We start from the raw sequence: 26,690 nt of genomic DNA on the forward strand, positions 1-26,690 counted from the left end.
GGCAAGGGAGAGGACTATGTACGATTTTATTATCGTGGGAGCCAGGTGCGCCGGGGCGGCCACCGCTTATTTTCTCGGACAAAAAGGCTACCGGACGCTGTTGATCGATCGTTATGCGGTGCCGGGACCGACTTTGTCGACGCACATCTTGGGCGAGACGGGGATCTACGAAAGGCTTGGCATTGCGCGAAAAATGGAAACCAGCGGCATTCCTGCCCTGACAAGGATGCGCATCGATCTGGAAGGACGTCTGTTCGAGTCGGATATTTGCGTCACCCCGAGGGCGATGGGCGTGAGGAGGGAGCTGTTAGATCGATGGCTTCTGGATGCGGCTTGCGGGCTGCCGGAGGTGAACGTCAGGCTGTCGACGCAGGTCATCGATCTGCTCGAAGGGGAGGACGGCGTATGCGGCGTCCGCTGCAAATTGTCCGACGGTTCCGTGGAGATGTACAAGGCGCGGGCCGTGATCGGCGCGGACGGCAGACATTCGTCGGTGGCCCGACGGGTCGGAGCCGAAACGGCAATGGCTTCGGACGAGCGCCATTTGGGCGTGTACTATGCGTACGTACTGCATGCGGACCCGCTGCCTATTCCGGCTGTGGAGTGGTATTGGAGCGAGACGGACATTGTGCTGTGCAATCCGATTGACGGGGGACGGCACTGCATCGCGGTCATGCTGCCGCAGGAGACGTTCCGCTCTTGGTCGGGCGACCCTGCTTCTAAGTTTGTCGAGCGGCTGAGCCACATCCGCACGCTGGGCCCCCGTCTCCGGTACGCACGGCTGCAGGGCAGCGTTCGTGGAGTGGAAACGCTCCGCAGCTACGTGCGCAAACCGTACGGCCCGGGGTGGGTACTGGTCGGCGACGCCGGCGCGCACCTGCATCCCGTGTCCGGCGTCGGCATCGACAATGCGGTATGCTCCGCCGAGATGCTGGCCGAGGAGCTTGATGCGTATATGCGCGGAGAACGGACCTGGACCGAGGCGATGAGCGCTTACGCGCAGCGGCGGGACGAACGGATCGTACCGCAGTACGAAGCTTGTCTGAAGACGCTGGCGCGCGCGGGACAGCCTATTCCCGAGGCGCACTGGCCTACGTTGGACGTGCTGTGCACCTTCCCCGGACTCGTCAAAGAGCTGGGCGGTCGGGCAGAACGAATCTACACCTTATTAACGGAGGAGAACGAGTCATGATCCCATGTCCGCTGGACCGGACCGTCAATATTACGTATTTGGAAGCCCCGCTTGAGCGAGTGTGGTGGTCGGTAGCGACCGCGCCCGGCTCCAGCTCGTATTTGACGTACTACGCTCGAACGACCGGGGCCGAGGACGAGCCGAAAATCGGCGATCGTTACACGCTCAATTACGGTGATATTAACAACGAATCGGTCGTGATCCGGTGCGAGCCGCCACATCATATCGCTTTTGCCGACACGTACGATTCGATGGACCCCGACGGCCGCACGGTCCGATACCGGGTCAGCACGGCGTATACGCTGGAGCAGCAGGGGCCTTTTGTCAAGCTGACCCTGGAGGTGACCGGCTTCGAGCCGACGACGCATGGCCAGTGGTTCCGGGAATGTCTGGAAATGGGGTGGCGCCGATCGTTGATGAATTTGAAGTCGGTGCTCGAGCTTGGGCTCGATTTGCGCATCGAAATGTTCAGCTATCCGCGCCTCGGCGTCGCCAACTGTACGGTGAACGAAGAGCAGAGCCCGGTAGTGTGCGTTCCGGTCCGGGAAGGGAACTACTTGCTGCAGGTATTTCCGAACAGCCCCGTCGACCGGGCGGGCATGCAGGCCGGCGATGTCATCGTCGAGATCGGAGGAATGCCGACACCCGACTATCCGGCGTTCGTTCGTGCCATTTCGTCGTTCTACGGAAAGACCGCAGAGCCGGTAGTAGCTTATGTGCGGGATGGGGTCTGTTGCGAAACGACGGTGCGGCTGTCGCTGGACGAAACGTTTACGGGCCTGATCGATATCGAGGAAACCCCGCTCGAAGAAGTGAGAAAGAAACGTGAGCTCCTTGCCAGGCAGCGGTCCGGGTCCGGCAGCTTGTGGAAAACGGACGAAGCCGTCCGTTCCGAATCCGTGCCGGATTCGAAATGACGGCTCGTTACCCTGGACGCCGCTTCGTTCTGCAAGGGCGAAACGGCGCAGGGGCTGCTGCGTTCGACGGCCCGCTGCCGACGGCTTTTGTATCAGGAGGAGCGCTTTCCGTCGGCCACTTGCCGCACCGACTCTTCCGTCGGGTCCACAAGTCCCGTCAGCAGCTTGTCATACGACAGCTCGGCTTCCGTGTGCAGTCTGCGTCCTCCGCGGTAGTACATCACGCCGACCGGTTCGTTCGTCCCGGCGCATAGGCCGAGCGAGCGAATGAACTCGGCATAGGTCGGAACGTCGCGGCCGCCGAAGGACGCGACGATGTCTCCGGGGCGCAGCCCCGCCCGGGCGGCAGGGCTTTCGGGAAACACCTCCATCAAATAATTCCCTTGAACGCGGTCCGGGTCCAGCCCTTGCGCCCGAAGCTGAGCCGGGGTAGCGGTATAATTGCAGACGCCGAACCGGGGATAGCCGAATACGTCGTATCTCAAGTCCAGACCGAGCTCCAACACAAGCTTTAAATTAAACAGCGACTGTTTCCACCCGAATTCTCCGCATTCGCGGACCCACTGGTGCAGCTCGCTGTTTTCGTCGTAGCCGTCCACCTCGACGGTCACCCGCGTCATATGCTCCTCTTCCTCCAACCGGAACGTCGTGACCAATTCGTATTCGACGTAGGAATCGTCTGCCAGAAGGGAACGAAAGCGGTCCTTGAGCCGGAACAGGCGCGGCCGATCGCTGGCCAAGCAGACGGCGTCGTTAATCATGTCGCCGATCACGATCCGGATTTCGTCGCCCGCCGAGATATGTTCGTTCGGCGCGTGTACCTCGTCGGTCAAATACGTCTTCATGCCCCTGGCGGTCGCCAGACCTTCCCAGATCAACTCCGGCGCAGCTTCGATGTGCATCGTGCTAAGCGAGGCGGTGCGGTGATTTGCGCGCATATGCTCAACTCCTTTTTTTCTTCATTATGTAAAATGTGCCTCTGCCGCACTCGGCTTCCGCCGAGCTTTACGGCGCATCGAAAGCCGAGTGCGCGGCGAACCGGGCGGCTATAATTCAGAATGAAACCAACAACACATTCCGGGTGAAGAAGAAAGCAGGTGGAATGAAAACCGTGACCGTAGAACAACGAATGATCCGGTTGCTCAGCAGCGAAGGCTGCGGCGTTCTCCCGCAAAGCGAGATCGGACGGGACAGCAAGCTGTTCGACCTTGGATTCGATTCGCTTCGTTATATGGAGCTGATCGTGCTGCTCGAAGAAGAATTGGGCATCGAGGTGCCTGACGGCATGTTGGAAATCGATTCGAATACGACCGTTTCCGAGCTGGTGCGCGTGGTGAGCCGACGTGAGCCATAACCCCGATGCGGGCCGCAGCCGGAGTCCGGACGAGATAGCGGCGCTTCTGCCGCACCAATATCCGTTCCGGTTCGTGGACGAGGTGACCCGCTACGAACCTGGGCAGCGGCTGGAGGCCCGCTTCAGGCCGGAACTGCTCCGTCCCATGTATGGCTATGCGCAGACTGTTCCGTCCACGGTCATGATCGAAGGGCTGGCCCAAGCCGCCGTGCTGTTCGTTCAGCTGGAGACAAAGCCGTTGGCGCCCGGCGAAATTCCGCTGCTCGGCAAGGCCGAAGCGTCCGTTCGAAGAGAAGCAAGCTGGCGGGAGCCGCTCCTTTACGACATTCGGCCGATCCGCATGACCTGCTCACAGGCGATCTTGTCCGGGACGATGTCCGGGGCGGACGGCGGCGTCCTGGCGACAGCTACGCTGTGCGTCGCGGTGGCGGAGGGAGCCGGAGACGAAAGGAGTGGACCATGAGAGCGGAGGACGTACTCCCGTACCGTAAACCATGGGTATTGATCGACACGATCGTGCAATGCTCGGAGGCAGACGGAGTCGTTGCCCGCAAGCATGTATCGAGCAGCGACTTTTACGTGCTCGGCCATTTTCCGGGCTACAGCATTTATCCGGGCATGCTGCTGCTGGAAGGGATCGTACAGGCGGCCGGTCTGCTGATGGAACGGGGAATTGCCGAAGGCGGAGGGAGGAGAGACATGAAAGCGCGCTTTTTGCAGCCGGTGCGGCCCGGTGACACGGTAACGTACGCCGTGAAACGAATTCGGGAGGACCGCCGGTCGGTAGTGTTTGCCGCAGAAGGCACGGTAGACGGCCGGAAAGTCGTCCGCGCGTTCGTGGAATTCGTGAAAGGAGGCGATGCGGATTGAACGGCGAGCTGTTTGTCGAGCTGCGGGATGGAGACCGGCGGATGGCGGGCATGCTTCATCTGCCGACCCGTGGGACTCCCCCTTTTCCCGTCGTCATTTATTGTCCCGGCAAAAACGGCGAGCGCTACGAGGTGCACCGGCTCGCGGTCAAATTGGCAAGGCGGCTTGCGAACGAAGGCGTGGCGATGCTGCGTTTCGACTATTGCGGGCTCGGACTCAGCGACGGGCACTACTACGACATGACGACCTCCTTGAAAGTGTCGAACGTGCTGAAAGCGTGGGACGAAGTGCGGCGCAGGCCGGAGCTAGATTCCGGAAGAACGGCATATCTGGGCTTTAGCGACGGGGCGCGGATCGCCCTTATGTCCGCCGAGCGGTCGGGCGTAGACCGCGTGGTGCTGTGGAGTCCGCTGTTTTACGAATTCGGCGGCGCGCATCCAAGCGGTAAACGCCCCCGGTTTACGCGGCATGCGCTTAACAAGGAGAAGCTGGTCATGCCTTGGGCCGGTCTATGGATTTCAATGGATTTTTACCGCGATTTGCAGGAGCTTGACAAGGAAGCGGTGCTGCGCGCCTACGAGGGCAGGTCGCTCCTTGTTTATGGAGACGACGATCCGCTTATCCGCGAGGAATTCGAGAAGGTGCGGACCGATTCCTATGCGATTTACCGGGGAGACGCCGGGCATGAAGTATGCGCGGTTCAAGGAGCAGGCCATCTGTTTACGTCCAGACTGTTCGAAGAGCGGATTATGGACGTGACGGGGCAATGGCTCAAGCGGGAGCTGCGGGCGTCGGAGACGGGCGAAGGAGGGATACGCGATGTGGAGACAAGTCCGGTTTGGCCGCAGCCGTGACATCGTCGGCTTGGTGGAGGAGCCGGCAGCGCAGGAACGCCGGACGCTGATCGTCACGCTGCCCGGACTTGGCCAGGCGATGAGCGAGAAAAATTATTTGTTGTCCAATCTGCGCAAAAGATTGGCCGCTTCCGGCGCATGGGTCGTGCAGTTTGATTATCGCGGTCATGGAGATAGCGCTGGGGAACTCGGACAAACGACCGTTTCGTCCATGGTCCGCGACACGCTCGAAGTGGTGGAGGAGGCAACCGCAGGACACCGGCCGGACACGATCTTCTTCGTCGGTAACGCACTCGGGGCCATGGTTGCGCTGCGGTCCGCGCTTGCTTGGGAGGAGCGCTCCGGCATAATGTGCCGGCCAGTGCTTCTGTCGCCGCCCGCGCTGCCTCTTCCGCGTTCCGGAGAGCTGCTGGACGCGGGTGCGCTGAATGCGCTGGCGCGGGAGGGGAGCGTGGACTCGCAACTGCTGGTGCCAGGCTACGACTACTATACGCTGAGTGATTTCGACATGGATCAAGTCGGATATCTCGCCTCGCTCGGCGCGCATCTGCTGTACCTGCACGGTCAATGCATCAGCCGGGCGATGCTGGACGAGCTGGATGCGCTGAGCGAGGAAGATTTGCCGGGAGCCGGCCGTCCTAGTATCGCCGTCGTCTGCGGGGAACGCGATATCGAAGCGCTTGCGCAATGGAAGGCGGTTCCCGGAGCGGAGGTTCATCTGCTGGACGGAGTCGTTTATTATTTCCAGCATCCCGCTGCGATGGATCAGGCGATTGAGATCATCGCCAGCATTGTCCTCCGCGGGCAGGGGAAATGCTCGCATTCCTGCGCGGCTTGCCCGTGCGGGCGCGGCCGGATCAAACGGACCGGATCAAACGGAATTGAGGTGAACTTATGAGCGAGCCGCTTACGCTTGCCGGGTATATTCGGCAGCGGCCCAAAGTCGATTGGCGGTTTCCAGATGAATTCGGTCTGTGCGAACGCAATCTGGACTGCCGTCAATTGTGCATTTTGGAAATTATGAAGTGGCAGGGAGAGCGCAATCCGATCCCCGCCTTCTTGAATGCGTTCGATTGCCGGACCGAAGGCCTGCTGCTGAGGCGCAGCGAGCCGGTGCTGCAAAACGGCTGGTCCGCGATCCGCTTCCCATCCCTCTCGACCGATCAACTGCGGCATTTGGTCCGTTCCGTCTATGACGCTGAGGGCTATTGTCTGATTTATTACAATGCCTTCGAGGTGCCGTTCTCCGCCTATTACCGCAAGCATGACGTTGTGCACTGGGCGCTGCTCATCGAGGATGACGGGACGCACGTGACCGTCATCGACGATACCGGCGATCCGGCTTATTTCGACGGTTATATCGGGCGTATTCCGAGTGATGTATTCTTTCCCGCCCTTCAGTCCGCCGGGGGAAGCGGCGCTGCCATTGTCCGCCGGAACGATGCCGGAGCGGCCGCATCCATGGAGGTGCAGTTCGCGCGACTGGCGCGCACTTCGGTGGAGCAGATGCTGCGGCAGGGAGGGCTGGACCGTCTGGCCGGCTTCGTCGCTGCGGTCGAAGCGCTGCCGGTCGACGAGCTTCGGGCGTCGCTCGATCAGCTGGAATTCGATATCCATTATTTCCGGCGGCTGCGAAAGCTGTGGGAAACGGCAGCGGGCAGCGGCGTCATTCCCAAGGTGTGTCTCGATTCCCGGTGGACCGGCCCGCTGACGGAAGCCTGCAACCAGTGGTCGTATGCGATGGGAGTTCTCATGAAATGGAAGCGCCAGCCGGAGAAGTCTTACGGGAGCAGGCTGACAGGGTATTTGCGTCAGGCGCTGGAAGCGGAAAGACAGCTGTTCGACGGGCTGGAGCGCTTGCTGGAGGGACGGCCATGACCGATTCGGCAATGCAGCGGCTGGCGCGGCAGACAATGGCCCGCTCCCTTGCCCTCCGGGAAGGGGAAAGCGTCCTCATCGATGTCGTCGGACGCGCGGAAGCTTTGACGGAAGCAATGATTGAAGCGGCCTGCGAAGCGGGGGCACGGCCGTATTTGAACGTGATGCCTGTGCGGCACTTAAAAAGCCTGATCGGCGGGTGTACGGAGGAGCAGTTCGTCCAGTGGGCCGAGATGGACCGGGAGCGGCTTCGTACCATGAATGCGTACGTCGGCATTCGCGCCGACGATAACATTTATGAAATGACCGATGTCCCGGAGGACCGCTACGACCGTTACGTGCGCGCTTACCTGCAGCCCAAGCAAATGGCGATGGCCCGGCTTGGCCGGTGGGTGCTGCTGCGCAGTCCGACGGTCGGCATGGCGCAGCTCGCGGGAATGAGTCTGGACGCTTGCACCGGGCTGTATTACCGGGCCTGCAGCTTGAATTACGAGCGGTTCGCCGAGCTGGCGCAGCCGCTTTGCGAGCGGCTCAGCCGCACGGACCGGGTCCGCATCGTAGCGCCGGGAACTGATCTGTCCTTCTCGATCCAGGGTATGGGCCATATGATTTGCGACGGGCGCTTCAATTTGCCGGACGGGGAACTGTTCACGGCTCCGCGCATCGATTCGGCCGAAGGAATTATCACCTTCAATGTGCCCGCCTCGTACATGGGCATTGTCTATGAAAACGTAAGTCTCCGCTTCCGCCGAGGGGTGGTGACCGACGCTTCGTGCTCGGTTGCCGAACGGACCGAACGGCTGCAGGCGGTGCTGAAACTCGACGAAGGGGCATCGCGAATTGGCGAGTTCGGGATCGGATTGAATCCTCACATCGACCGGCCGATGAACAACGTGCTCTTTGACGAGAAAATGCGGGGCAGCCTGCACCTTGCTCTCGGCCAAGCGTACCCGATGGCGGACAACGGTAACGAATCTTCGGTGCATTGGGATTTGGTGCTTTCGCAAACGAAAGCGTCCGGGGGCGGCGCATTGTTTTTCGACGATGAGCTGATCCGCAAGGACGGCCTATTCCTTCCTCCGGATCTTCAGCCTCTGGATACGTGGCGGGGAGAGTGACCATGGCGCGCATTATTATTGTCAGCCAGTGGCTGCTTGGTCATCTCGTTCCCGCGCTCGGGCTGGGCACCGAGCTTCAAAGGCGCGGGCATTCGGTTTGTGTGTTGTCCGCGGCTTCCTTCCGTCCGCTTATCGAGGAGGCGGGGCTTGAATTTTGCGAAATCCGCAATGGCAAGTATCCGCAAAAGTTCGTCACCGAGACGCTGCTTGAAATGCAGGCCGTGCTGGAAGCCGTCGAGTTCGACCTTGTGATTTGCGATTCCGGGCTGTGTGCGCCGGCCTACATCGCCGAAAAACGCGGCGTGCCGTGGGCGAGCTACATGACGGCGGCGTTCTGGCCGGACCGTCTCATGCCGGGCGTGCCGCATGTCAACGCGCGCATGCGGACCATGTTCGAGAAAGCGGCCAACGAAGCGAGGGCCTGCATCGGCTTGCCGCCGGTTGCGGATTTCGCGCGCACCCGGGGAGACTTGGCCGGGCTGTCGCCGGACGCGCATTTGATGATGATTTTGGCGGAGCTGAATCCGTTTCCGGACGAAGTTCCGCCGTCCTCGGTCTTTCTCGGTCCGTGCTCCTACGGCCCCGATCCCGGAGCCGGAACGCGGCCGCCAACGGCTCGCGGGCACGACGGACCGTGCATTGTCGTCTGCACCACGTCCGCCGACCGGAGCGGTTACCGCGAGACGACCGAAGCGTATGTGGAGGCGGCGCTGCGGGCATTTTCAGGGCGGCCTGGGCATCTGCTTGTCTCCGACCATGCTCCTTACGCCGGAGAGACGCCCCTTGCCGACAATGTGGAATGGGTGACAACCGTGCCGAATCATGACCTGCTGTTTCCGCAGGCCGATCTGATTATTACGCACGGGGGCTGCGGCACCTTGCAAAAAGCGATCCGCTACGGCGTTCCGCTCGTTATCGTTCCGCTCGGCCCGGACCATGCGTGGGCAGCCGCACGCTGTACAGAGCTCGGAATAGCGGAGACGGTCGAACCGGAGCAGATGAGCGCGGAGACGCTGGAAAAAGCGGTTTGCCGCTTGTTGGCCGGAGGCCGGGAAAAAGAGAACATTCGCAGGCTGTCCCCCAAAGTGGACGGCCGGGCATCCAACCGGCGGGGCGCGGATACGATTGAATCGCTGCTCGTCAACAAATCCTTGCGATGAGGTGAATGGGAATGCTGCAAATCGATACGTTGCTAGATATCATTCGAACGATCAGCGGAAAAGAAAGGATCACGCCGGAAACTTCATTCGTGGAGCTGGAGATGGATTCCACGAATTTGGTCGAAGTGCTGATTGAGCTGGAAATGGTCATGAACGTCGATATATTGGACGCGAATCTGAACTTCTACGAAATGGAAAAAGTATCCGACGTCTACGATTACGTAGCGCGTCTGGGACAATAAAGGAAGCGCACATGGGGAACTCGATGGTTATCGGGGGGACGGCGGTTTACGTGCCAGAGGAACGGCTGACGGTGGAGAGCCTGGCGGACCAAGGGCTTCTTTCGCAAAACGAAGCGGCGTCGCTGCTTGGCCGGGGCATGGCGTCGGTGCCCTGCGAGAAGGCGCTGCCGTCGCCGGACATGCTGGATTTGACGCTGCATGCGCTTTTGAACCGGTTTCGCGTGGATCCGGAGCGCGTCCGGTATGTCGTCATGCCCTATCTGTACTATTCGTTCCCGTATACCAAGGACGTTCTCGGAAGCTTGCGGCGCAAGTACGGCTTCCGGCAAGCGGTATGCTTTTCCTTGCGGGATCAGCTCTGCTCGGGCTACCTGATGGGAATGTACGCTGCAGGCAAGCTGCTGGAGGCGTCGGAAGACGAGGCGTCGGTCGTCCTGCTGACGGTGGAGAAGTGCCTGCTTCCCGGCCAACGCTACGGCGGCGGCGTTCTGATCACGGGCGATGCGTGCGCCGCTTCGCTGCTCGGCAAGCGTCTTGGCGGCGACCGTGTGCTTGCCGTCCGCAGCGTCACCGATATCCGCACGCTGCAGCAGGGCAAGCTGAAAAACCGGGCGGATGACGTGCCGAATTATTTTTATTTCGTCAATCTGGCGAAAGTGATCCGCCGGACGCTGGCCGATGCCGGATTGGACTTCGGCGATCTCAAGGTCGCCATTCCAAACAATATTACGCAGGAGACGTGGCGGCAGCTGGCGGTGCTGCTCAAAATTTCGCCGGAGCTGTTCTACACGGAAGGACCGTCGGTATCGGGGCATTTGAACACGTGCGATCTGCCGGTCAATTACGCCCGGCTCGCGCTGGAGGGGAAGCTCCGTCCCGGCGATTACTACGCGATGATCAGTCTCGGCAATGGGGGGGTGATCGGCTGTGCGGTTTGTCAAAAAGGGAACGATCCGCCTGTCTTGGCCCGCCGTCCATAACCGGTACGGACACGGACGGCCCCTGACTTCGATCGAACATCATCTGTACCGCGAAATAGCTGCGGCCTACGGCTGTGGCGAGCAAGCAGCCCCACAGACGGATCGTCTTGATCGGCAGGGCGGAGGCGGTCTTACGTCTGCGGGGGGCATTGTGCACCCGGACGGAATCGGCGGCATGTCCGCAAACCCGATGCCGCTTGACCGCAGCGGCGGCCAATCCGTCTTCTTCGACCGGGAGCCGTGCGAATATGCGCCTGAATTGTTTGCGCGGATTTCTGCCCGGGAGCAGCCGGACTATTTGGTCTGCTGCTACGAGTCCTACCCGCTGACGGATAAGATCAATGCCGCCTTGTCCATGCAGAAGGCGCTGCAATTGAACAGCGCCTTGACGTTCTCTATCGCCGACGCCGGGCCACTCGGCTCGATTATGGCGGTCGACTGGGCGGAAGCGGTGCGCCGGTGCGTATGGGTCGCTTGCTTGGAGCAGGCGGCCGATCCGCAGGAGCTGGATTTCGCTTCCGCATATACCAGAGCGGATGCCATCGCGGCTTTCCAGCTGTCCCCCCATGCGGGGGAGCTGCGGGTGGCCGCCTACGGCATCGCGCAGCGCGACGAGCTTCCCTCCGGCGGCTTGACCGTATCGGAGCTGGCGGAGGACGCCTGCGACCTGATGGACGAAACGCTGCGGACGTGCGGCGTCGATGCGGCCGAGACGACGATTTTGACGCAGGCCGTGGCCCCGGGCTATGTCGACCGATTGCGCCGACGGTATAAACACATCCTTTGCGAGCCGGACAACCGGAACCTGGCGACGGCGGCCCCATTTTACGGGCTCGCCTCGTTCCGTGCTTCCGGCGCGACCCGCTTTGCGCTGCTTCACATGGCCGAGCCTGCAAGGGGAGTCGGCTGCATTTTGGTCCAGCGGGTTCCTTCGGCAAGGCTTCAGGGCTAGCTGTCCGGACCTTATCCTATGGATACAACGGTGACTCGGAAAGGAGGAATCAAGCGATGGAGACATTCCGGACGAAGCTTGCCCGCGCTTGCGGATGGGGGTCGCCCGGCGCAAGCTGCGCATGGCTCGGCAACTTTGAAGTGGAGCGCGATTGGAAGCGGACCGATGTCCTCGGGCTTCCGGGCTTACCCGGACGCGCTTCGGAAGCGTTGAACAACAGCTTGTCGGAGCTTGCGCTGCTGCTCGCCGCCCCCGAAGACCTGGTGCTGCTGAAGCAGGCGCCGGACCCGGATTTTCTCGCTTATTTGGCAGAGCTGGGCTTGAAGACGCCGTCTTTCGTCGCGGCCGGCGGAGAAGAGGCGCTATCGCTTACACGTTCGCTGCTGGAAAACGCTTCGGCTCTCGAGACGATCCGCACATGGACGAAGGCCTCGTCCGGCAGGCTAATGCCGCACGGCGTCTCGCCGCTGGAGGAAGAGCTGTCGCGGAAGTCTGGACTTCCGCTTGCCGCTCCGCTTTCTGCCGTCGCCCGGTGCGTCAACAGCAAGGTGTACTCGCGCCGGCTCTGCACGCGCCTGGGCATAAGGCAGACGGAAGGCCGCATTGCGTTATCGCTGGACGAGCTGGAACGGGCGCTGCGCGAGCTTGCGCCCCTGCTGCCCCAGACGCCACTCGTGCTCAAGGATGCGATGGGCGTGTCGGGCAAGGGCATCCTGCTGCTGGAGAACGAAGCCCGCTGCCGGCAAGCGCTCCGTATGCTCCGTCAAGCGGCGGACAAGCGGGGCTACGCCCGCGCGGAATTCATTGTCGAACAGTGGATTTCCAAAAGCGTCGATGTAAACTACCAGTTTTTGGTAGGGAAAAACGGACAAACGGAAATGCTCGGCATGCTGACCGCCCTGGTGCGCGGAGGGGTACATCAGGGACATCTGCATCCGCATACGCTGCCGCTAGAAGCGGAGCGCGAGCTGGCCGACACGTCAGCGAGCATCGGCCGGGAGCTGGCGTACGACGGGTATTACGGCGTCGTCGGCGTGGATGCGATGGTCGGGTCGGACGGAACGCTCTACCCGTGCGTAGAAATCAATGCGAGGTTGAATATGTCCACGTATCACACGCGCGTTCTGAGCGAGCATGTTCCCGAAGGCCGGTATGCGTTGATCCGCGCCGTGCCGTTCACGAGCATCGCGCCGTTTCCGTTCGCCGTCTTGCGCGATGCGCTGGGAGAGGCACTTTACACGAAACGCGGCGGCCGGGGCATCTTCGTCTGCGCGTTTGCGCCTGCCGGCATGAGTGGGGAGGCGGGCGGAGCAGGCAGGCTGTACGCGGCGATGATCGGGGATTCCCGGGACGAATGTCTAAACTGGTACGAGCAATGTTGCAAGCGGCTTCAGACGATTGCGGGGGTACAGCTGTCCGGCCAATCACTTTATTGATGGATTAAGGGGGGAATGGGCATATGTTCGTATCTTCGGAGTGCGGCGATCGACTCCGCGAATGTGCGGAGCGGTTCGGCACGCCGCTGTATGTCTACGATTTCGGCGTGATCCGGGAACGGCTGGATGCGCTCCGCCGTCATCTCCATCCGTCGGTATCGCTATTTTACTCGATTAAAGCGAACCCGAACACTACGATTATACGGCATATTTACGAGGCCGGCGCGAATTTGGAGCTGTGCTCGCCGTTGGAGCTGGACATCGCCCTGGCGGCGGGAGCTGATCCGCACCGTATTCTGTACGTCGGTCCAGGGAAAACCGAAGCCGAGCTCAATCGTCTGCTGACGCTGGGCGTCCGGTACATCGTCGCCGAATCGCTTCAAGAGCTGGAACTGATGAACCGTCTTGCCGGGCGGAAAGGGATACGGGCCGACATCGGGGTCCGCTTCAACCCGAAGGCGGCGATCCATGGGGCGCGTCTGAAGATGGGCGGGGCCGCCCGCCAGTTCGGCATCGACGAGGAACAGGTTGCCGACGCTGTACGTCTCATCGAATCGTCTCCGTTTTTGCGGCTGGCCGGTCTTCATGCGTATTACGGCACACGGATTTTGAGCGCCGAGACGGTGGCCGCCAATATGGCATACATTCTCGGCTTTGCCGAATGTGCGATGGCCGAGCATGCGTTGGAGCTCGATTATATCGGGCTTGGCGGCGGCTTCGGCGTGCCATACTACGAAGGCGAAGCTCCGCTAGACCTGCCCGAGCTCAGCCGCAAATCGCACGGCCTTCTCGAATTGTTCGCCGAAAAGCATCCCGGTATCCGGCTGCTGATGGAAACGGGAAGGTATGTCGTCGCCGAGTCGGGTGCGTATTTGACCCGGGTGCTGTATACGAAGCAGTCTCAGGGCAAATGGTTCGCCGTCACGGACGGCGGTACGAATCACCATGCGGCAGCCGGCGGCGCGGGAAGCTTGATGCGGCGAAACTTTCCGGTCCGGGCCTGGACGCGGGAATCCGGCGAGCCCCGGGAATACGCCATTGCCGGACCGCTCTGTACCCCCGGCGACACGCTTGGCGACCGGGTAACATTGCCGCCTTTGGAGCCGGGCGATTTAATCGGCATTTTGGCTTCGGGTGCGTACGGCTTGACGATGAGCCCGGTGCTTTTTCTAAGCCATGCGCTCCCCCGGGAAGTGCTTCTGCTGGACGAAAAGCCGCTTGTCGTGCGGGAGAAGTACGAGTATGCCGTCCCCGCACTACGTTCTTGAATTGCGGTCAACCGCGGGCGGCGTCCCGCTTGCTCGCGGCTTGCCCGGCGGTCTCTTTTCGCGGGAGCGCACGCTGACAAATAAACCCGAAAACGGCGCAAGCTTAGTCGAGCCGGGTGGTGCGCTTCGGCTGTACGATAGAACCATGCACGACAAATGCCGAATTTGATGCAAAGGGAAGGAGTGAACCGGGATGGTGGTTGACATCGTGATTATCGGCGCCGGTCCCGCCGGGGCAAGCGCCGGGATCTTCGCAGGCCGGGCGGGCAAGAAGACAGTGGTGCTGGATAACGACCGAAGCGGCACAAGCAAGGCATGGGTAGGCAATCATTATGCCGTTATGGGGGTGACGGGGTTCGACCTGTACGAAACGGGTAAGCTGCAGGCCCAAAAATGCGGGGCGCAGCTCGTCACCGCAGAGGCCATCGCCATCGAACCGACGGATACGGGGTTTTGTGTCGTGACGGAAGAAGAAGTGTACGAGGCGCCGTATGTGCTGATCGCATCCGGTCCGGGCCGGGAGCTTGCCGAACAGGTCGGCGTCGAGCTGAAATCCGGCGAAGGCCGAAGCTACATTAAAGTGGACGCCGAAGGGAGAACGAACGTCCCCGGTATTTGGGCCGCAGGGTTGTGCACTGGCGTGAGCATGCACGTGGCCGTTACGGCGGGAGACGGCGCTCGCGTGGCGATCCATATGCTGAGCGAAATGAACGGCAAACCGTACGTCGATCACGATTTGATGTGCTGAGGAGAAGACGAACATGGAGCAGCAAACGATTGGGCAAGCGGAGAAGGCATTTTTCCAGAAGGAAGGATATCTCGTGCTCAAGCGCTTATTTTCCGAGGAAGCCGTAAGCGCGCTGAACGAAGCTTATCACAAGGTATGGATGGAGCTGATGGCGGACGGCAAAATCGTGCAGGCGGCCAACCGCCCGTTCGACAGCTTGTATCCCCGGCTCCGGGACTATCACCGCGGCAACGAGGCCATTACCCGGTTTATTTTGGACGACCGGACGATGGACGCGCTCGAAGCGCTGACCGGCGAGGAGATGCTGGCCTGCCAAACGAGCTATTATTTCAAAGCGCCGGGCGCCAAAGGGCTGCCTCTGCACCAGGACAACTACAGCATCGGCGCTTACCCGGATACGACTTACGCCATCTGGGTCAGTCTGGACGTATCCGACGAGCGTAACGGCGGTTTGCGGGTCGTCCCGGGCTCCCACGTTTTCGACATCGTTTCGCCGGAGTCCGTTGATAAGAAGGTGAACGTTTACGGCAATCGCATTCAAGTGCCCGATGGCTTCGAGCATAAGGAGCTCGCCAACGATATCGGAGACGTCGTTATTTTTAACGGCAACCTTTTGCACGGGTCGTCGGATAATCATTCCCGGGATTCGTTCCGCCGGGCGATCGTTACGCACTACGCGCGCGCAAGCGTCGAAAAAATTACGCTGAATTACAGCTACCTGCTGAACCGCAAAGGGGAGAAGGTTCGCCGCAAGCTGAACCCCGCAGCGCGGGTGATTGAGACGAAAGAGTCGCTGTTTGAATTCAAAGAAGCCAAATATTTCGATCAAATCATTCATCGGGGTTAGCATGAGTTTGCCGGACCTTGATACGTACGGGTTTATGAACGTTCTTGCGCAGCGCCGGGGGGTATGTTTTGTGCACGCCGACGACGGGGAGGAAACCTACGAACGATTGCACGAAACGATCGACTGGAATGCCCGCGCGCTTCGCAAGCTAGGCTGCACGACGGGACGGGGCGGGTGTGTGGCGCTGAATGTGCTCCTCGGGTGGCGGGCGGTGCCCGTGCTGCTTGCTGCACTCCGCGAAGGGGTCCCGGTCGTGCCGGTCGATCCGTTCCGCAGCCCCGAACTGACGGCGCGAGTGCTGAAGGAAGTGCGTCCGCTGCTGGTTCTCGACCAAGAGCAGCTGGAGACGGACGGGCGCATCGCGCTGTCCCGGGTCCCGGAGACGCCGCCTTCCCGACAGGGCGGTGAGCTGAGGGGCGTAGCGCTTATTTTGTATACCTCAGGTACAGGAGGGTTTCCGAAAGGCGTTATGCTTACGTCCCGCAACCTGTGGAGCAACGTGACGGACATCCTCGGCTACTTCGGCCTCCGTCCGGAGGACCGTCTGATGCTGGTGCGCCCGCTCACCCATGCATCCGCCATAACGGGAGAGCTGCTGCCTGCGCTGTACTGCGGCTGTTCCATTGCCGTCAAGCCGCATGACGTTTCGCCGTTGCGGGTCATCCGCGATATCGTGGAGCAGCGGCCAACGGTGCTGTGTACGACGCCGACGGTCGCTTCCGCTTTCGCGCATTTTGCCGACCGGTACGACGTGACATCACTGCGCAGCATCATGCTCAGTGGAGAGCTGCTGCTTTCCTCCCATTACGAACGTATCGCCCCGGCCTTTCCTTCCGCCGCCATAGGCAACGCCTACGGACTGACCGAGGCTTCTCCGCGCGTCAGCTGCCAGCCGGACATCCGTCAGGCAGATTCGCTGCGTTGTGTCGGCCGGCCGCTGCGCCAAGTGAAGGTGAAGATCGCCGGCAGCGGCGGAGAACCGCTGCCGGAAGGCGAACGGGGCGAGCTCTGGGTATCGGGCCCGAACGTGATGCTGGGCTATTACGGAGACGAACCGGCCACCCGCCGCAAGCTGCAGGACGGCTGGCTGCGCACGTCCGATCTGGCTTCCGTCCGCGGCGGTATGCTCTACGTGCACGGACGCGCCGACGATCTCATTATCCGCGGGGGCGTGAACGTTCATCCGGCCGAGATCGAATCGTTTCTGCTGGGCATCGAAGGCGTTACGGAAGCTTTGGTGTTCGGCCGCCGGGACGCGCACGGGATGCGGGCGGTCGCCTGGCTGGTGACGGAGCCGGGCTTGGAACGCAGCGACGTGTACCGGCGCATTTTGCGGGCAAAGCGGGATGCGAGGCTGTGGCCGGATGCGATCGAAATCAAATCCGCCCTGCCAAAAACTTCCTCGGGCAAGCTGATTCGGCCGAGGATGGAAAACGGCGAAGGAAAGGAAGGGAATAAGATTGAGTGAAGAAGTGTGGCATGCATTTTTCGGATCGGACTATTTGGCCTTTTCCGAAGTCATTCTTTCCCCTGAGCGAACCCGGTTTGAGATCCAGCGCATTTTGGAGCTGCTGGACCTGCCGCCGGCTGCGTCGATCCTCGATTTGGGGTGCGGGCAAGGAAGAATTGCTGTTCCGCTGGCGCAGATGGGCTACCGGGTGACTGGCTACGACGGTTCCCCTGAGCTGCTGGAGGCTGCCCGGCGCAGGGCGGCAGAGGCCGGAGCCGACGTAAAGTTCCTGCACGGCGATATGCGCGACCTCGACTTCGACGAGGAATTCGATGCGGTCCTTAACGTAGGCACGGCTTTCGGTTATATCGCCGACGAAGAAGGCGACCGGCGCATATTGAATCGCGTGCGTTTGGCGCTGAAGCCCGGCGGTTCGTTTCTGCAGGAGACGGAGAACCGGGATTACAAGCTGCAGGGCCTCCGCAATACATGGAACGAGATGAACGGGCGTCCGGTGTTCTCGGAACGGCAATTCGACAGCGTATCCGGACGTTGGACCGAACGGATCTTCTGGTTCGAAGGCAGCGAGAAAAAGGAAACGGTGCTGAATGTGCGGCTGTATGCCGCCACCGAATTAATCGCGATGACGCGAAACGCCGGTTTGCAGGTGACCGACGTATTCGGGGGCTTCGATTTCTCCCCGTTGAAGGCGGACAGTCCCCGCATGCTGATATTGTCCAAAAAGGAGCAGAGCCGATGGAGAACAAACATGTGATCATTCCGAAGGAAAAAATGGTATGGAGTCCCGGCGTCTACGAAAACACCGAAATGTGTTACTTGTGGGACGATCCTGAACTGGAACGCAGAGTGTTTCTGCTCAAAATGAAGCCGGGCAGCGTCATTCCGATGCACGATCATCCGCAGCGGGAAATTGCGATGCTGCTGGAGGGCGAGATGATCTTAAACGAGACGGAAATTATGCGGGAAGGCGACTTTCTCACGGCGGGGCTTGGCGAGAGCCACGAGGTGACGACGGAAAAAGGCTGCGTGCTGTTTTTGTATATCGATTACAATGTCGAGAAGAAGAAGATCGTTGATGCGTTATGAGGCGCGGCGAGGTGAATACGACGAACGGCAGCGCCACTCTGTTCAACGAAGCATACCACGCGGCCTATGATTACGTCTCGGATTATACGGCATTTTCGCTGCTTCGCGCGCTGAGGACGGCAGGCGTTCCGATTCGCGGCGGCTTTTCGGAAGAGGAAGCCGTGCAGCGGCTCGGCTGCTTGCCGCAGTACCGTCCGCATGTGCGGTGGGTGCTGGCTTTTCTGGTCCAGCAGCAAGCATTGACCGTTTTGGCGCAAGGGAATTATATGGAAGTCCGTCCGGAGGCTTGGTATCGTCCGGCCCAGGCGGCAGGCTTAAATTTGAATATCGAACCGTCGATGAGGCTTATCGACTACGTCATTTCGTGGTGGCCCGCCATCGTTCAAGGCAAAGCCGATCCGCTTCATGTGATGTTCGGTTCGCAGGGTTCCTCCCTGTGGGAGCGATATTTCAACAACGGCCACGACTTGTATGCGGTTCACAATCAATGGGCCGCCGAATCGCTGGCCGACGAAATGCCGGATGGCCGGAAAGCCAAAGTGCTGGAGGTCGGCGTGGGATACGGATCGGCAGCGCGGGCACTGCTCGCCGAATGTCAGCTGCGCTCCCAAGAGATCGACACGTACTTGCTGTCTGATGTCAGCCCCCTCCTGGCCGGTAAAGCGAAAGGTATGTTGGCTGCGGACTATCCCCGCGTTGCGATCCAGTCCCGTAAAATCGACATCAACCGCATTCAAGGCGTGTCCGCCTGTTCGTTCGATTTCATCTATGCGGTTAACGTCATTCATTGTGCCGAGTCCGTTCGGGATACGCTGGCCATGCTGCGAGAACTGCTGTCCGAGGGCGGCTGTCTTGTGGTCTCGGAATGCGTGAGAGCCGATTACGCCAGCCGGCTTCATCAGGAGTTTGTCTTCTCCTTGCTGCCGGGGTTCGGCAACGTGCAGCCATCGCCGGAGGCCCCGCCTTGCTTCGGCTTCCGGACCGCCGAGGAATGGCGGCAGCTGATGCAGGCCGCAGGATTCCGTAAGGCGCAGGCGGAAGTCAACGCAGGGGCTCAGGTCCGGGGCGTGATGATTAAAGGCTGGGTTTAAGACATCCGAGAGGATGTCTTTTTTTTCGGGCCCTCTACCCCTTCAAACGTTCGTCGCCCAACGGTCCGAACGGATGATTTTCCATATGGCGAAAAAAGCCGATTCCTTCCCTAATAAAGCCGACTCCGTGATAAGAAAAGCCGAGTTGCCGGCGCACGAAACGCCTATCATAAACGGTAGGACGGCAACACAACTATTCCATGGGCAGGAGGGAATCGATTGATTGTTTTATGGGATGTCGATCACGAAAAAGGTTCGGGCACGATTGTCGGGCACGAGATCGAGGAAATGCAGGAATACATTCCTATTCGATGCGCGACGCATTGGGAAGAGGTAAGCGCCAGCGTGCAGGAAGGGTGCGGGGCTTTGTTTACGATGACTTCCCGGACCGAGCCGCCGCCGGAAGGGGACGGGGGCGCGCTTCCGTCCGGCGTTCCGCAATATTTAATTACGCACGTCGACAAGCAGGCCAAACTGCTGATCCGTTTTTTTCTGTTCTATTTGGCGTCGCTCTCGCTGGATTCGAACCGGCCTCTCCAACCGTCGTCTGCCGGCGCGCATGAGATCGACTGGAACAAATCGATTCAATACATCCAAGACAATCTGGACAACAGCGAGCTTTCTTTGGAGGAAGTAGCGAAGCAAAACTACGTGTGCAAATGGCATTTTTCGAAAATGTTCAAGAAGAAATTCGGTATCACCTTCCGGGAATTTCTTATTCAGGAGCGCATCGATTTGGCCAAGCAAATGCTGCTGACCGACGAATCGGTGACCAATGTGTGCTATGCGGTCGGCTACGGGGATTTGACGCATTTCGGCCGCATGTTTCAAAAAAAGGTCGGCATGCCGCCTTCCCGGTTTAAAAGTATGCATTGGAAAAAAAAGGGAAGTAGGGAAGGGAGTCTCGGATGAAAAAGTCAATCGTTTTGACGGCAGCACTAATAATCGTCATTCTCGCGGCTTTGTGGGCTTATATGACCTGGACGAGCCCTTACAAGCTGCCGCCCGTGTCGTCCGACGTTCCATGGACGTCGTATCAATTGGATTTCAGCAAGGAAGAGAAGTCGTACCGGAATGCGAAAGCGCTCGGGGAGAAGCCGGAGCCGCCCGCCCTGCCGCTCAAGAACGAAGAAGCGGCCGACCGGGCTTACGCCTACGCTCTTTCGCTGTCCAAGGCCGGCGACGGCAAACGGGACGAGCGAATCCGGTATTTGCAGGAAGCCGCAAGGCTCGTTCCGCGAAATTTAGCCTACAGCACGCCGCTCCGGCTCGAAATGGCGGCGGCCGGTCAAGGCGAAGCTTTCGTTCAATTTATGGATGGGCTGAAGGAGGCGGACCTGCCGCAGGTGCGCCTGCAAAAGGCGATGTCGCTCGTCGACCGGCTGCAGGAGCCGACGATCGGAACGGCATCGCTCGGACAATTGTCATACTTGTCCATTGAAGTGCTGGATAAGGTGCTCGAAGACAATCCGTACGATTGGATGGCTCATTACGCCCGCGGAGTGAATAACCTGTACTGGCCTGTCGGGCTGCAGCGGATCGACAAATCGATTCAGGATTTAGCGTTCTGCGTTGCGGTGGCGCACAGCTTCGCCGACCGTTCCCCCGTGTTGTGGCCGAAAGCCTATACGGCGCTCGGCGACGCACTGGTCAAGAAAGGCAACCTGAAAGAAGGCATGCAGGTCTGGAAGGACGGACTGAAGCAATTTCCGGAGCATGAGGAACTCAAGCAGCGCGTTCAGGCCGGTAACGGGCAGGCGGAGCAAATCGTCGCGAAGGAACGGGGCATGGAGCAGTTTCAACGTCCGGCGTCCGATATGACCGACTTCAGCGTCATTTGGAACAAGTAAACGGCAAAGGTGGATGGAAATGAAGGAAGTAGTCGTCAGCGGAATGGGAGTGCATACGTCCATCGGCTTCGGTACGGAGACGTTCTGGAGCGGTCTGCTTCAAGGCGTGTGCGGCATCGGTACGGTCGGCGTGTTCGACGTGAGTGGCCATAACCACAAGCGAGCGTGCGAAATCAAGCGGATGCAGCCATCCGCGTATTTTCAAGACCGGGTGTCCGGGATGGGAAGAACGACGGGCATCGTAACGCCGGCCGTGGAGGAGGCGCTGCAGGACGCTGGGCTTACTCCCGACGGTCTGTCCGCTTACCGGGTCGGCCTATGCGTCGGAACGACGATGGGGGAGATTGAGCCTCTGGAAAAAACATTGAGCGGGGACCCGGTCGATACGCCCGGAGGACCGCATACGATTGCCGTTCACTTAAGCCGCCTGCTTCGTTTGTCCGGACCCCGGTGGACGTTCACGAACGCCTGCTCGGCCGGCAATTTTGCCATCGCCAGATGTATGGAAGAGTTGCGGCTGGGACGGGCGGACATCATGATCGCGAGCGGAGTCGACTCGCTCTCTTGGGTGGCGTTTACCGGCTTCGCCAGCCTGCGGGCGATGTCGCCGGACGTGTGCCGGCCGTTCGACCGGAAGCGGCAGGGGCTTATTCTTGGCGAAGGCGCCGGCGTCCTTGTGCTGGAAACGCGAGAGCACGCGGAAAAACGCCGGGCGCAGGTCAAGGCGACGCTGCTCGGCTACGGATTGTGCTGCGACGCGCACCATATCACGCAGCCCGATCCGTCCGCCAAAGGAGCGGTCCGCGCGATGCGGCAGGCGCTTGCCATGTCCGGTCTTACGCCGGGCGATATCAGCCATGTGAGCGCCCACGGCACAGGCACGATCGCGAACGATCAGATGGAAACGAAAGCGATCGGGGGGGTGTTTGCCGGCAGCGGCCGGACGGTGACCGTCAATTCGATCAAAGGCCATATCGGCCATACGCTGGGGGCGGCGAGCGCTATCGAAGCCGTGATGGCGGTGAAGGCGATCGAAACGGGCCTGTTCCCGCCGACGCTGCATACGGAGGACATCGATCCGTTATGCACGCATGACAGCGTCCGCTTGAACCGCAGTGTCCGGTCCGAGCCCGTAGAGGCCGTTTTGTCCAATTCCTATGCCTTCGGGGGAATCAATTCGTCCATCGTATTGGCCGGTCCGAAAGGAGGCAGAGCCGCATCATGACGAACGATGTGCAGGTTCAGGTTCTCGGCGTCGGAGCCATAACGAAGGCAGGCTTCGGCGCGGCATTTGCGGGCAGCCCGCCGTCCGTAATCGAAACGGGCGTCTCTGCTGCCCTTGTACCAGATAGCGGAGACGCCCGGCTGAAGCGGATGAAGAAGTGGTCCAGATCGTCCCAGTTGGCCTGTCTCGCCGTTCACGAGGCGTTATCCGGGCAGCCGGAGCCGGACCCCGTGCGGACGGCGATCATCATCGGAGCCGACTACACCAATTTGGAGGCGATTCTGGCGATGGATGCGGAAGCGAAGCAATACGGCGTCAACGGGACGAATCCGGCTTTGTTCCCGGAAACGGTGTTGAATGTAATCGGCGGGCATCTTTCTTCTTATTTCCGCATCGCCGGGGTGAACGTGACGATCTCCAGCGGCTCGCACACCGGCTTGAAGGCGCTCGGGTATGCGGCCGATCTGCTCCGTCTCGGTCTGGCCGACCGGGTCATCGTGTGCGTGGTCCTTTTGCTGCCCCCGCCGCCCTTCGGGCAGAGGACGCTTCCGTGCGCGTATGAGCGCGAATCGGTTGCCGCTTTGCTCTTGGGTCCGGCGGCTGCTGATGCCGAAGCGGGAATTGCGCTTCGTTCGGAAGCGGCGCCGGAAGCAGAGGAGCATCGGTGCCCGCTTGCGGCTACGGCAGCGTCCGAGGTACCGCTTGCCGTCGTCTCCGCCGTGCACCGGATCAGGCAGGAAGGCTGCGGGGAAGCAGTGATCGCAACGTCGGACGAATCCGGAAACGATGTCCGGCTCACGCTGCTTCCGCATGCGGACGGTGGTTGGCGTTGAGCGGGCAGGAGGCAAGGAATGGAGACGCTCGCCGGACGCCGCCCTTTCGTGCGGTAGTGACAGGGACTGGACTGGCTGCCTCGTCCGGCTTCGGGGAAGACCGGATATGGGAGGCGGTGCTTCACCAGCGCTCGCCGGTCACTTGGCGAACATATGAGACGGGCGTCGGCGGAAGCGTCCGTTATCCGGTGTATGGCATCGACGCAGGCGGGCTGCGGGCCCAGTTGACCGAGTCCGAGCGGCAGGCGATGGCCGAGTGGGGACTATCCGGCGACGTCGATCTGGCTCTGCTTATTGTCACGATCCGGGAAGCGCTGCGGTCCGCCGGGCTTGATCCGGATTCCGCGGGACGGGAGGGCATGAACCTCTCGCTTGTGATCGGTCACGAAAATTTGGGCACCGTGTTCTTGGTCGACCGTCTGCTGCGCAGCGGAGGGATCGTACCGTCCGGACCGGACGAGGCGCTGCCTTCGTTCCGGCACTTTCAGGACTCGTTTTTTCATATTCAAACGTTCCCCTATTTGTTTTATCTGGCCCGGCTGTTCGGCGTGAACGGATTGACGTACACGGTGAACAACGCCTGCGCTTCCGGATTGTACGCGCTGGAGCTCGGGAGGCAATTGCTCGCCTCCGGCAGTGCGGACGCCGTTATCGTCGCCTGCTCGGATTATGCGCATGTCACCGAATATTTATGGCTTCAGGACAAGGGCGCACTGTCCAAAAAACACGAGCTTCGCCCGTTCGACCGCAAACGCGACGGCTCGATCCTGGGAGACGGGGCGGGAGCGCTCGTGCTGGAGTCCGCAGACCGCGCCGCACGGAGGGGGGCCGGTGCGGTTTGCGAATACGCCGGAGGCAGCTTCGGCCAGGACACTTGGAGCCTCACGCTGCCAGACGTTAGCCGGCATACTTACTCATCCGTCATTGCCGATGCCGTCGCCCGGTGGGGCGGGGCCGGGGTCGATCTGCTGGTGCCGCACGGAGCCGGGAGCCCGCTTTGGGACCGGTATGAGGCCGCCGAAATTCGCCGGTCGTTCGCGCAGCTGTCGACGGCAACGCCGCTCGTGACGGCGTTTAAAGGCTATCTCGGCCATACGCTGGGAGCAAGCGCCATGCTGGAAATGCTGCTAATGCTGCGCTGCATGAAGGAAGGCCTCGTCCCGCCGACGCTTCATTACGAAGAGTCCGGAGCGAAGATCGAGCTCCCTGTGGCGGCGGCTTGGGAGAAGCGGGACATTCGCACCGCTGTCAAAGCAGTTCCCGCGTACGGAGGGTTTCATGCGGCTTGCGTTTTCAAAACCATAGATCTGAAAGAGGAATACGGGGGGAAGGAATGAGCCAGGCACAATGGGATTTTTCCAATAAACGAGCTGTCGTCACCGGGGGCTCGCAAGGCATCGGAGCGGCCATTGTCCGGGGGCTGGCTGCAGCAGGCGCCTCCGTCTTGTTTACGTATTCGCGCCATGCCGAAGCGGCGGAGGCGCTGGTGCGGGAATGCGGCGGTCCGAACGTCGTCACAGCAGTACAAGCGGACTTTGCGGCTTCATCCGGCTTGGAACGGCTGACAGACCTCCTTTTCCGCGAGCAGGTAATTGATTGCGTAGTGAATAACGCGGGCATCGTTCTCGACGGACCGCTTTACACGATGCCGGAACGGCATTGGCAGGACGTGCTGCAGGTGAATTTATCCGCTTTATTCCCGGTTGCCAAAGCAGCGATTCCTTCGTTGGCCCGTTCCCGGGGCAGCATGGTTAACGTCGCGTCCGTTGCCGGCATCAGCGGCACGGCCGGGCAGACGAACTATTCGGCGGCGAAAGCCGGCGTCATCGGATTTACGAAGGCGCTGGCGCGCGAGGCCGGACCGCTCGGAGTACGGGTGAACGCCATCGCTCCGGGCTATGTAGAAACCGGCATGCTTGGCCATCTGCAGCATGACAGGAAGAAAAAACTGACGCGGGGCATTCCGCTCAGGAGGCTCGGCCGGCCCGAAGAAATCGCCGAGGCGGTCCTGTTCCTCTTGTCGGATTCCGCTTCGTACATGACCGGTTCCGTGCTGGTGGCGGACGGGGGATTATATTGACAAAGGAGCTGTCGAGGGATGGAACGGAATCAGGAAGCTTTGAAGAGACGCTTGGTCGAGCTGGCATTTGAAATTGCCGGTGAAGGGGAGCTCGGCGAAGACCAGGATTACGAGGTTTACTTAACTTCGCCGCTGCCCGAGCTTGGGGTCGATTCGCTGACGGCGCTTGAACTGGCCGTGCATTTGGAGCGCGAATTCGGGACCCGCCTGGAGGAGCAGGAGCTGACGCAAATTCGCACACTGGAGGACATCGTCCGGTTTGTCGAAGCCAAAGGAGACTAAGATGCGGGTACAATGGCTCCGGCAAAATTATGCTTCCGTCGCGCGAAAAGTACGGCCGCTTCAAAGCGTCGATCCGTTTTTTGTCGACCGTTTTCAATCGATATTGACCGCCTTCCTGTACGGCTACAACAGCGTGCTAAACAGCCGCCGGCTGGAGCCTGACGAGGTTCGGCAGGAATTGGACGGACGTTTCGACGAGTTTTACCGGGGCTTCGCGTATGAGGGGCTCGGCATGGGGCTTGGAGCCCGGACGCTGTTTCTCCGCTCCGAGCGCATGCGGCTCGAACAAGCCATGAACGCGGTAGCGCCGGGCTATTTGTACCAATATTACGTGGGGCTCGGCTGGTGGCTATCGATGTGCTACGGCTTTCGCCAAACGGGCTACCGCCGTTTTCTGCGCAATCTAAGCCCGCTCTATGGCCCTATCGTGTTTGACGGGGTCGGGTTCCGTATCGGGCTGTTCCGCTTCGGGACGAATCCGGGGATCGTCGCGCGCTTTGCGGAATTTGGTCCGCTCGGGCAGCGGGTTTGCTATCAAGGGCTCGGCCGATGTCTGTGGTTTCTGCACGAATTCAACCTGCAGCGGGCGCTGCAAGACGTGCAGCGTCTGCCGCCCGAGCGTCGCGGCGACACGATGAGCGGAGTCGGGCTGGCCGTCGCTTATAGCCTGTTCGACGATCCGCTCCGGGCGCTAGAGCTGCGCCGCCCGATGCCTGAGGAGCTGCGTCCCGCCTTTCGCCAGGGGCTTGCGTTCGGCTGGGAGGCCAGAAGGCTGCAGACCCCGGGATTTGCGGCGAAGCTGGAAGGCATTTCGTCCGAGGCAGCGGATACGATTCACGGATATGTCCGGTCGGTGCACCAGGTCAGACAGGAGCTGCTGGACGGCGGGGCGGGCGTTCGTTTTTATACCGACTGGCTGGATGGCGTCCGTCGGCGTCTGGCAAACGAAAGTTAAC

30 protein-coding genes are annotated in these 26,690 nt (G+C 60.6%); 29 read left to right on the top strand and 1 reads right to left on the bottom strand.

Features of this window, described 5'->3' with window-relative positions; translation table 11 throughout:
* Positions 1–16 precede the first annotated feature (16 nt).
* On the top strand, positions 17–1,192 hold the full coding sequence (locus ET33_RS12495; protein ID WP_036681400.1) for an NAD(P)/FAD-dependent oxidoreductase: 1,176 nt from the start codon (positions 17–19) through the stop codon (positions 1,190–1,192).
* Positions 1,189–2,109, top strand: a complete 921-nt coding sequence (locus tag ET33_RS12500; protein WP_036681402.1) for an SRPBCC domain-containing protein — start codon at positions 1,189–1,191, stop codon at positions 2,107–2,109. Before ET33_RS12495 ends, ET33_RS12500 begins: the two co-directional genes overlap by 4 nt.
* 92 nt (positions 2,110–2,201) lie before the next feature.
* Here ET33_RS12500 and ET33_RS12505 read toward each other — a convergent pair whose 3' ends face one another.
* Complete coding sequence (locus ET33_RS12505; RefSeq protein WP_036681405.1) at positions 2,202–3,047, bottom strand: PDZ domain-containing protein; 846 nt, start codon at positions 3,045–3,047, stop codon at positions 2,202–2,204.
* Between the two features lie 173 nt (positions 3,048–3,220).
* Between ET33_RS12505 and ET33_RS12510 the strand changes: the two genes are divergently transcribed.
* The 27 genes from ET33_RS12510 (at position 3,221) to ET33_RS12645 (ending at position 26,689) form a co-directional block, all read left to right on the top strand.
* Positions 3,221–3,463 carry a phosphopantetheine-binding protein gene (locus ET33_RS12510; protein WP_179223637.1) on the top strand — a complete coding sequence of 81 codons (243 nt, stop codon included), beginning with the start codon at positions 3,221–3,223 and terminating at the stop codon, positions 3,461–3,463.
* A complete protein-coding gene (locus ET33_RS12515) occupies positions 3,453–3,926 on the top strand; it encodes a 3-hydroxyacyl-ACP dehydratase FabZ family protein (RefSeq protein WP_036681411.1) in 474 nt (157 codons plus the stop codon). The genes ET33_RS12510 and ET33_RS12515 overlap by 11 nt, the downstream gene beginning before the upstream one ends.
* Positions 3,923–4,333: a 3-hydroxyacyl-ACP dehydratase FabZ family protein gene (locus ET33_RS12520; protein ID WP_051775294.1), complete on the top strand. Its 411-nt coding sequence runs from the start codon at positions 3,923–3,925 to the stop codon at positions 4,331–4,333. Before ET33_RS12515 ends, ET33_RS12520 begins: the two co-directional genes overlap by 4 nt.
* Positions 4,330–5,187 (top strand): alpha/beta hydrolase, encoded by an 858-nt coding sequence (locus tag ET33_RS12525; RefSeq protein ID WP_063761640.1) that lies wholly within the window; start codon positions 4,330–4,332, stop codon positions 5,185–5,187. The genes ET33_RS12520 and ET33_RS12525 overlap by 4 nt, the downstream gene beginning before the upstream one ends.
* Positions 5,153–6,085 (top strand): alpha/beta hydrolase, encoded by a 933-nt coding sequence (locus ET33_RS12530; protein ID WP_063761641.1) that lies wholly within the window; start codon positions 5,153–5,155, stop codon positions 6,083–6,085. Before ET33_RS12525 ends, ET33_RS12530 begins: the two co-directional genes overlap by 35 nt.
* Positions 6,082–7,065, top strand: coding sequence for a hypothetical protein (locus tag ET33_RS38405; RefSeq protein WP_051775295.1), 984 nt, complete (start codon positions 6,082–6,084; stop codon positions 7,063–7,065). The genes ET33_RS12530 and ET33_RS38405 overlap by 4 nt, the downstream gene beginning before the upstream one ends.
* Complete coding sequence (locus tag ET33_RS12540) at positions 7,062–8,183, top strand: aminopeptidase (protein WP_036681413.1); 1,122 nt, start codon at positions 7,062–7,064, stop codon at positions 8,181–8,183. Before ET33_RS38405 ends, ET33_RS12540 begins: the two co-directional genes overlap by 4 nt.
* Positions 8,184–8,185: 2 nt before the next feature.
* A complete protein-coding gene (locus ET33_RS12545; RefSeq protein ID WP_036681416.1) occupies positions 8,186–9,343 on the top strand; it encodes a glycosyltransferase in 1,158 nt (385 codons plus the stop codon).
* Between the two features lie 11 nt (positions 9,344–9,354).
* On the top strand, positions 9,355–9,585 hold the full coding sequence (locus ET33_RS12550; RefSeq protein ID WP_036681417.1) for a phosphopantetheine-binding protein: 231 nt from the start codon (positions 9,355–9,357) through the stop codon (positions 9,583–9,585).
* Positions 9,586–9,596: 11 nt separating this feature from the next.
* On the top strand, positions 9,597–10,565 hold the full coding sequence (locus ET33_RS12555; protein WP_036681420.1) for a 3-oxoacyl-[acyl-carrier-protein] synthase III C-terminal domain-containing protein: 969 nt from the start codon (positions 9,597–9,599) through the stop codon (positions 10,563–10,565).
* Positions 10,513–11,517 carry a hypothetical protein gene (locus tag ET33_RS12560; RefSeq protein ID WP_036681422.1) on the top strand — a complete coding sequence of 335 codons (1,005 nt, stop codon included), beginning with the start codon at positions 10,513–10,515 and terminating at the stop codon, positions 11,515–11,517. Before ET33_RS12555 ends, ET33_RS12560 begins: the two co-directional genes overlap by 53 nt.
* A gap of 56 nt (positions 11,518–11,573) precedes the next feature.
* On the top strand, positions 11,574–12,953 hold the full coding sequence (locus tag ET33_RS12565) for a preATP grasp domain-containing protein (RefSeq protein ID WP_051775296.1): 1,380 nt from the start codon (positions 11,574–11,576) through the stop codon (positions 12,951–12,953).
* Between the two features lie 23 nt (positions 12,954–12,976).
* Positions 12,977–14,221 carry a type III PLP-dependent enzyme domain-containing protein gene (locus tag ET33_RS12570; RefSeq protein WP_036681424.1) on the top strand — a complete coding sequence of 415 codons (1,245 nt, stop codon included), beginning with the start codon at positions 12,977–12,979 and terminating at the stop codon, positions 14,219–14,221.
* A gap of 196 nt (positions 14,222–14,417) precedes the next feature.
* The gene (locus ET33_RS12580; protein WP_036682497.1) at positions 14,418–14,969 is read left to right on the top strand and encodes an FAD-dependent oxidoreductase; all 552 of its coding nucleotides are present in this window, start codon (positions 14,418–14,420) and stop codon (positions 14,967–14,969) included.
* A gap of 13 nt (positions 14,970–14,982) precedes the next feature.
* Positions 14,983–15,816 carry a phytanoyl-CoA dioxygenase family protein gene (locus ET33_RS12585; RefSeq protein ID WP_036681430.1) on the top strand — a complete coding sequence of 278 codons (834 nt, stop codon included), beginning with the start codon at positions 14,983–14,985 and terminating at the stop codon, positions 15,814–15,816.
* A 1-nt stretch (position 15,817) separates the two neighbouring features.
* On the top strand, positions 15,818–17,284 hold the full coding sequence (locus tag ET33_RS12590) for a class I adenylate-forming enzyme family protein (RefSeq protein ID WP_235206704.1): 1,467 nt from the start codon (positions 15,818–15,820) through the stop codon (positions 17,282–17,284).
* Positions 17,277–18,041 carry a class I SAM-dependent methyltransferase gene (locus ET33_RS12595; protein ID WP_063761642.1) on the top strand — a complete coding sequence of 255 codons (765 nt, stop codon included), beginning with the start codon at positions 17,277–17,279 and terminating at the stop codon, positions 18,039–18,041. The genes ET33_RS12590 and ET33_RS12595 overlap by 8 nt, the downstream gene beginning before the upstream one ends.
* The gene (locus ET33_RS12600) at positions 18,023–18,373 is read left to right on the top strand and encodes a cupin domain-containing protein (protein WP_036681431.1); all 351 of its coding nucleotides are present in this window, start codon (positions 18,023–18,025) and stop codon (positions 18,371–18,373) included. Before ET33_RS12595 ends, ET33_RS12600 begins: the two co-directional genes overlap by 19 nt.
* 11 nt (positions 18,374–18,384) lie before the next feature.
* A complete protein-coding gene (locus ET33_RS12605; RefSeq protein ID WP_036682500.1) occupies positions 18,385–19,464 on the top strand; it encodes a class I SAM-dependent methyltransferase in 1,080 nt (359 codons plus the stop codon).
* A gap of 219 nt (positions 19,465–19,683) precedes the next feature.
* Positions 19,684–20,376, top strand: a complete 693-nt coding sequence (locus ET33_RS12610; RefSeq protein WP_051775299.1) for a helix-turn-helix domain-containing protein — start codon at positions 19,684–19,686, stop codon at positions 20,374–20,376.
* The gene (locus tag ET33_RS12615; protein WP_051775300.1) at positions 20,373–21,314 is read left to right on the top strand and encodes a tetratricopeptide repeat protein; all 942 of its coding nucleotides are present in this window, start codon (positions 20,373–20,375) and stop codon (positions 21,312–21,314) included. Before ET33_RS12610 ends, ET33_RS12615 begins: the two co-directional genes overlap by 4 nt.
* A 19-nt stretch (positions 21,315–21,333) precedes the next feature.
* Positions 21,334–22,539, top strand: coding sequence for a beta-ketoacyl-[acyl-carrier-protein] synthase family protein (locus ET33_RS12620; RefSeq protein WP_036681433.1), 1,206 nt, complete (start codon positions 21,334–21,336; stop codon positions 22,537–22,539).
* Positions 22,536–23,372: a beta-ketoacyl synthase N-terminal-like domain-containing protein gene (locus ET33_RS12625; RefSeq protein ID WP_051775301.1), complete on the top strand. Its 837-nt coding sequence runs from the start codon at positions 22,536–22,538 to the stop codon at positions 23,370–23,372. Before ET33_RS12620 ends, ET33_RS12625 begins: the two co-directional genes overlap by 4 nt.
* Positions 23,369–24,709: a beta-ketoacyl synthase N-terminal-like domain-containing protein gene (locus ET33_RS12630; RefSeq protein WP_081890307.1), complete on the top strand. Its 1,341-nt coding sequence runs from the start codon at positions 23,369–23,371 to the stop codon at positions 24,707–24,709. Before ET33_RS12625 ends, ET33_RS12630 begins: the two co-directional genes overlap by 4 nt.
* Positions 24,706–25,452 carry an SDR family oxidoreductase gene (locus ET33_RS12635; RefSeq protein WP_036681436.1) on the top strand — a complete coding sequence of 249 codons (747 nt, stop codon included), beginning with the start codon at positions 24,706–24,708 and terminating at the stop codon, positions 25,450–25,452. Before ET33_RS12630 ends, ET33_RS12635 begins: the two co-directional genes overlap by 4 nt.
* 18 nt (positions 25,453–25,470) lie before the next feature.
* The gene (locus ET33_RS12640; protein WP_036681439.1) at positions 25,471–25,734 is read left to right on the top strand and encodes an acyl carrier protein; all 264 of its coding nucleotides are present in this window, start codon (positions 25,471–25,473) and stop codon (positions 25,732–25,734) included.
* Position 25,735: 1 nt separating this feature from the next.
* Complete coding sequence (locus tag ET33_RS12645; protein ID WP_051775302.1) at positions 25,736–26,689, top strand: DUF1702 family protein; 954 nt, start codon at positions 25,736–25,738, stop codon at positions 26,687–26,689.
* Position 26,690 lies beyond the last annotated feature (1 nt).

It is taken from the genome of Paenibacillus tyrphae (assembly GCF_000722545.1).
Lineage (GTDB): Bacteria > Bacillota > Bacilli > Paenibacillales > NBRC-103111 > Paenibacillus_G > Paenibacillus_G tyrfis.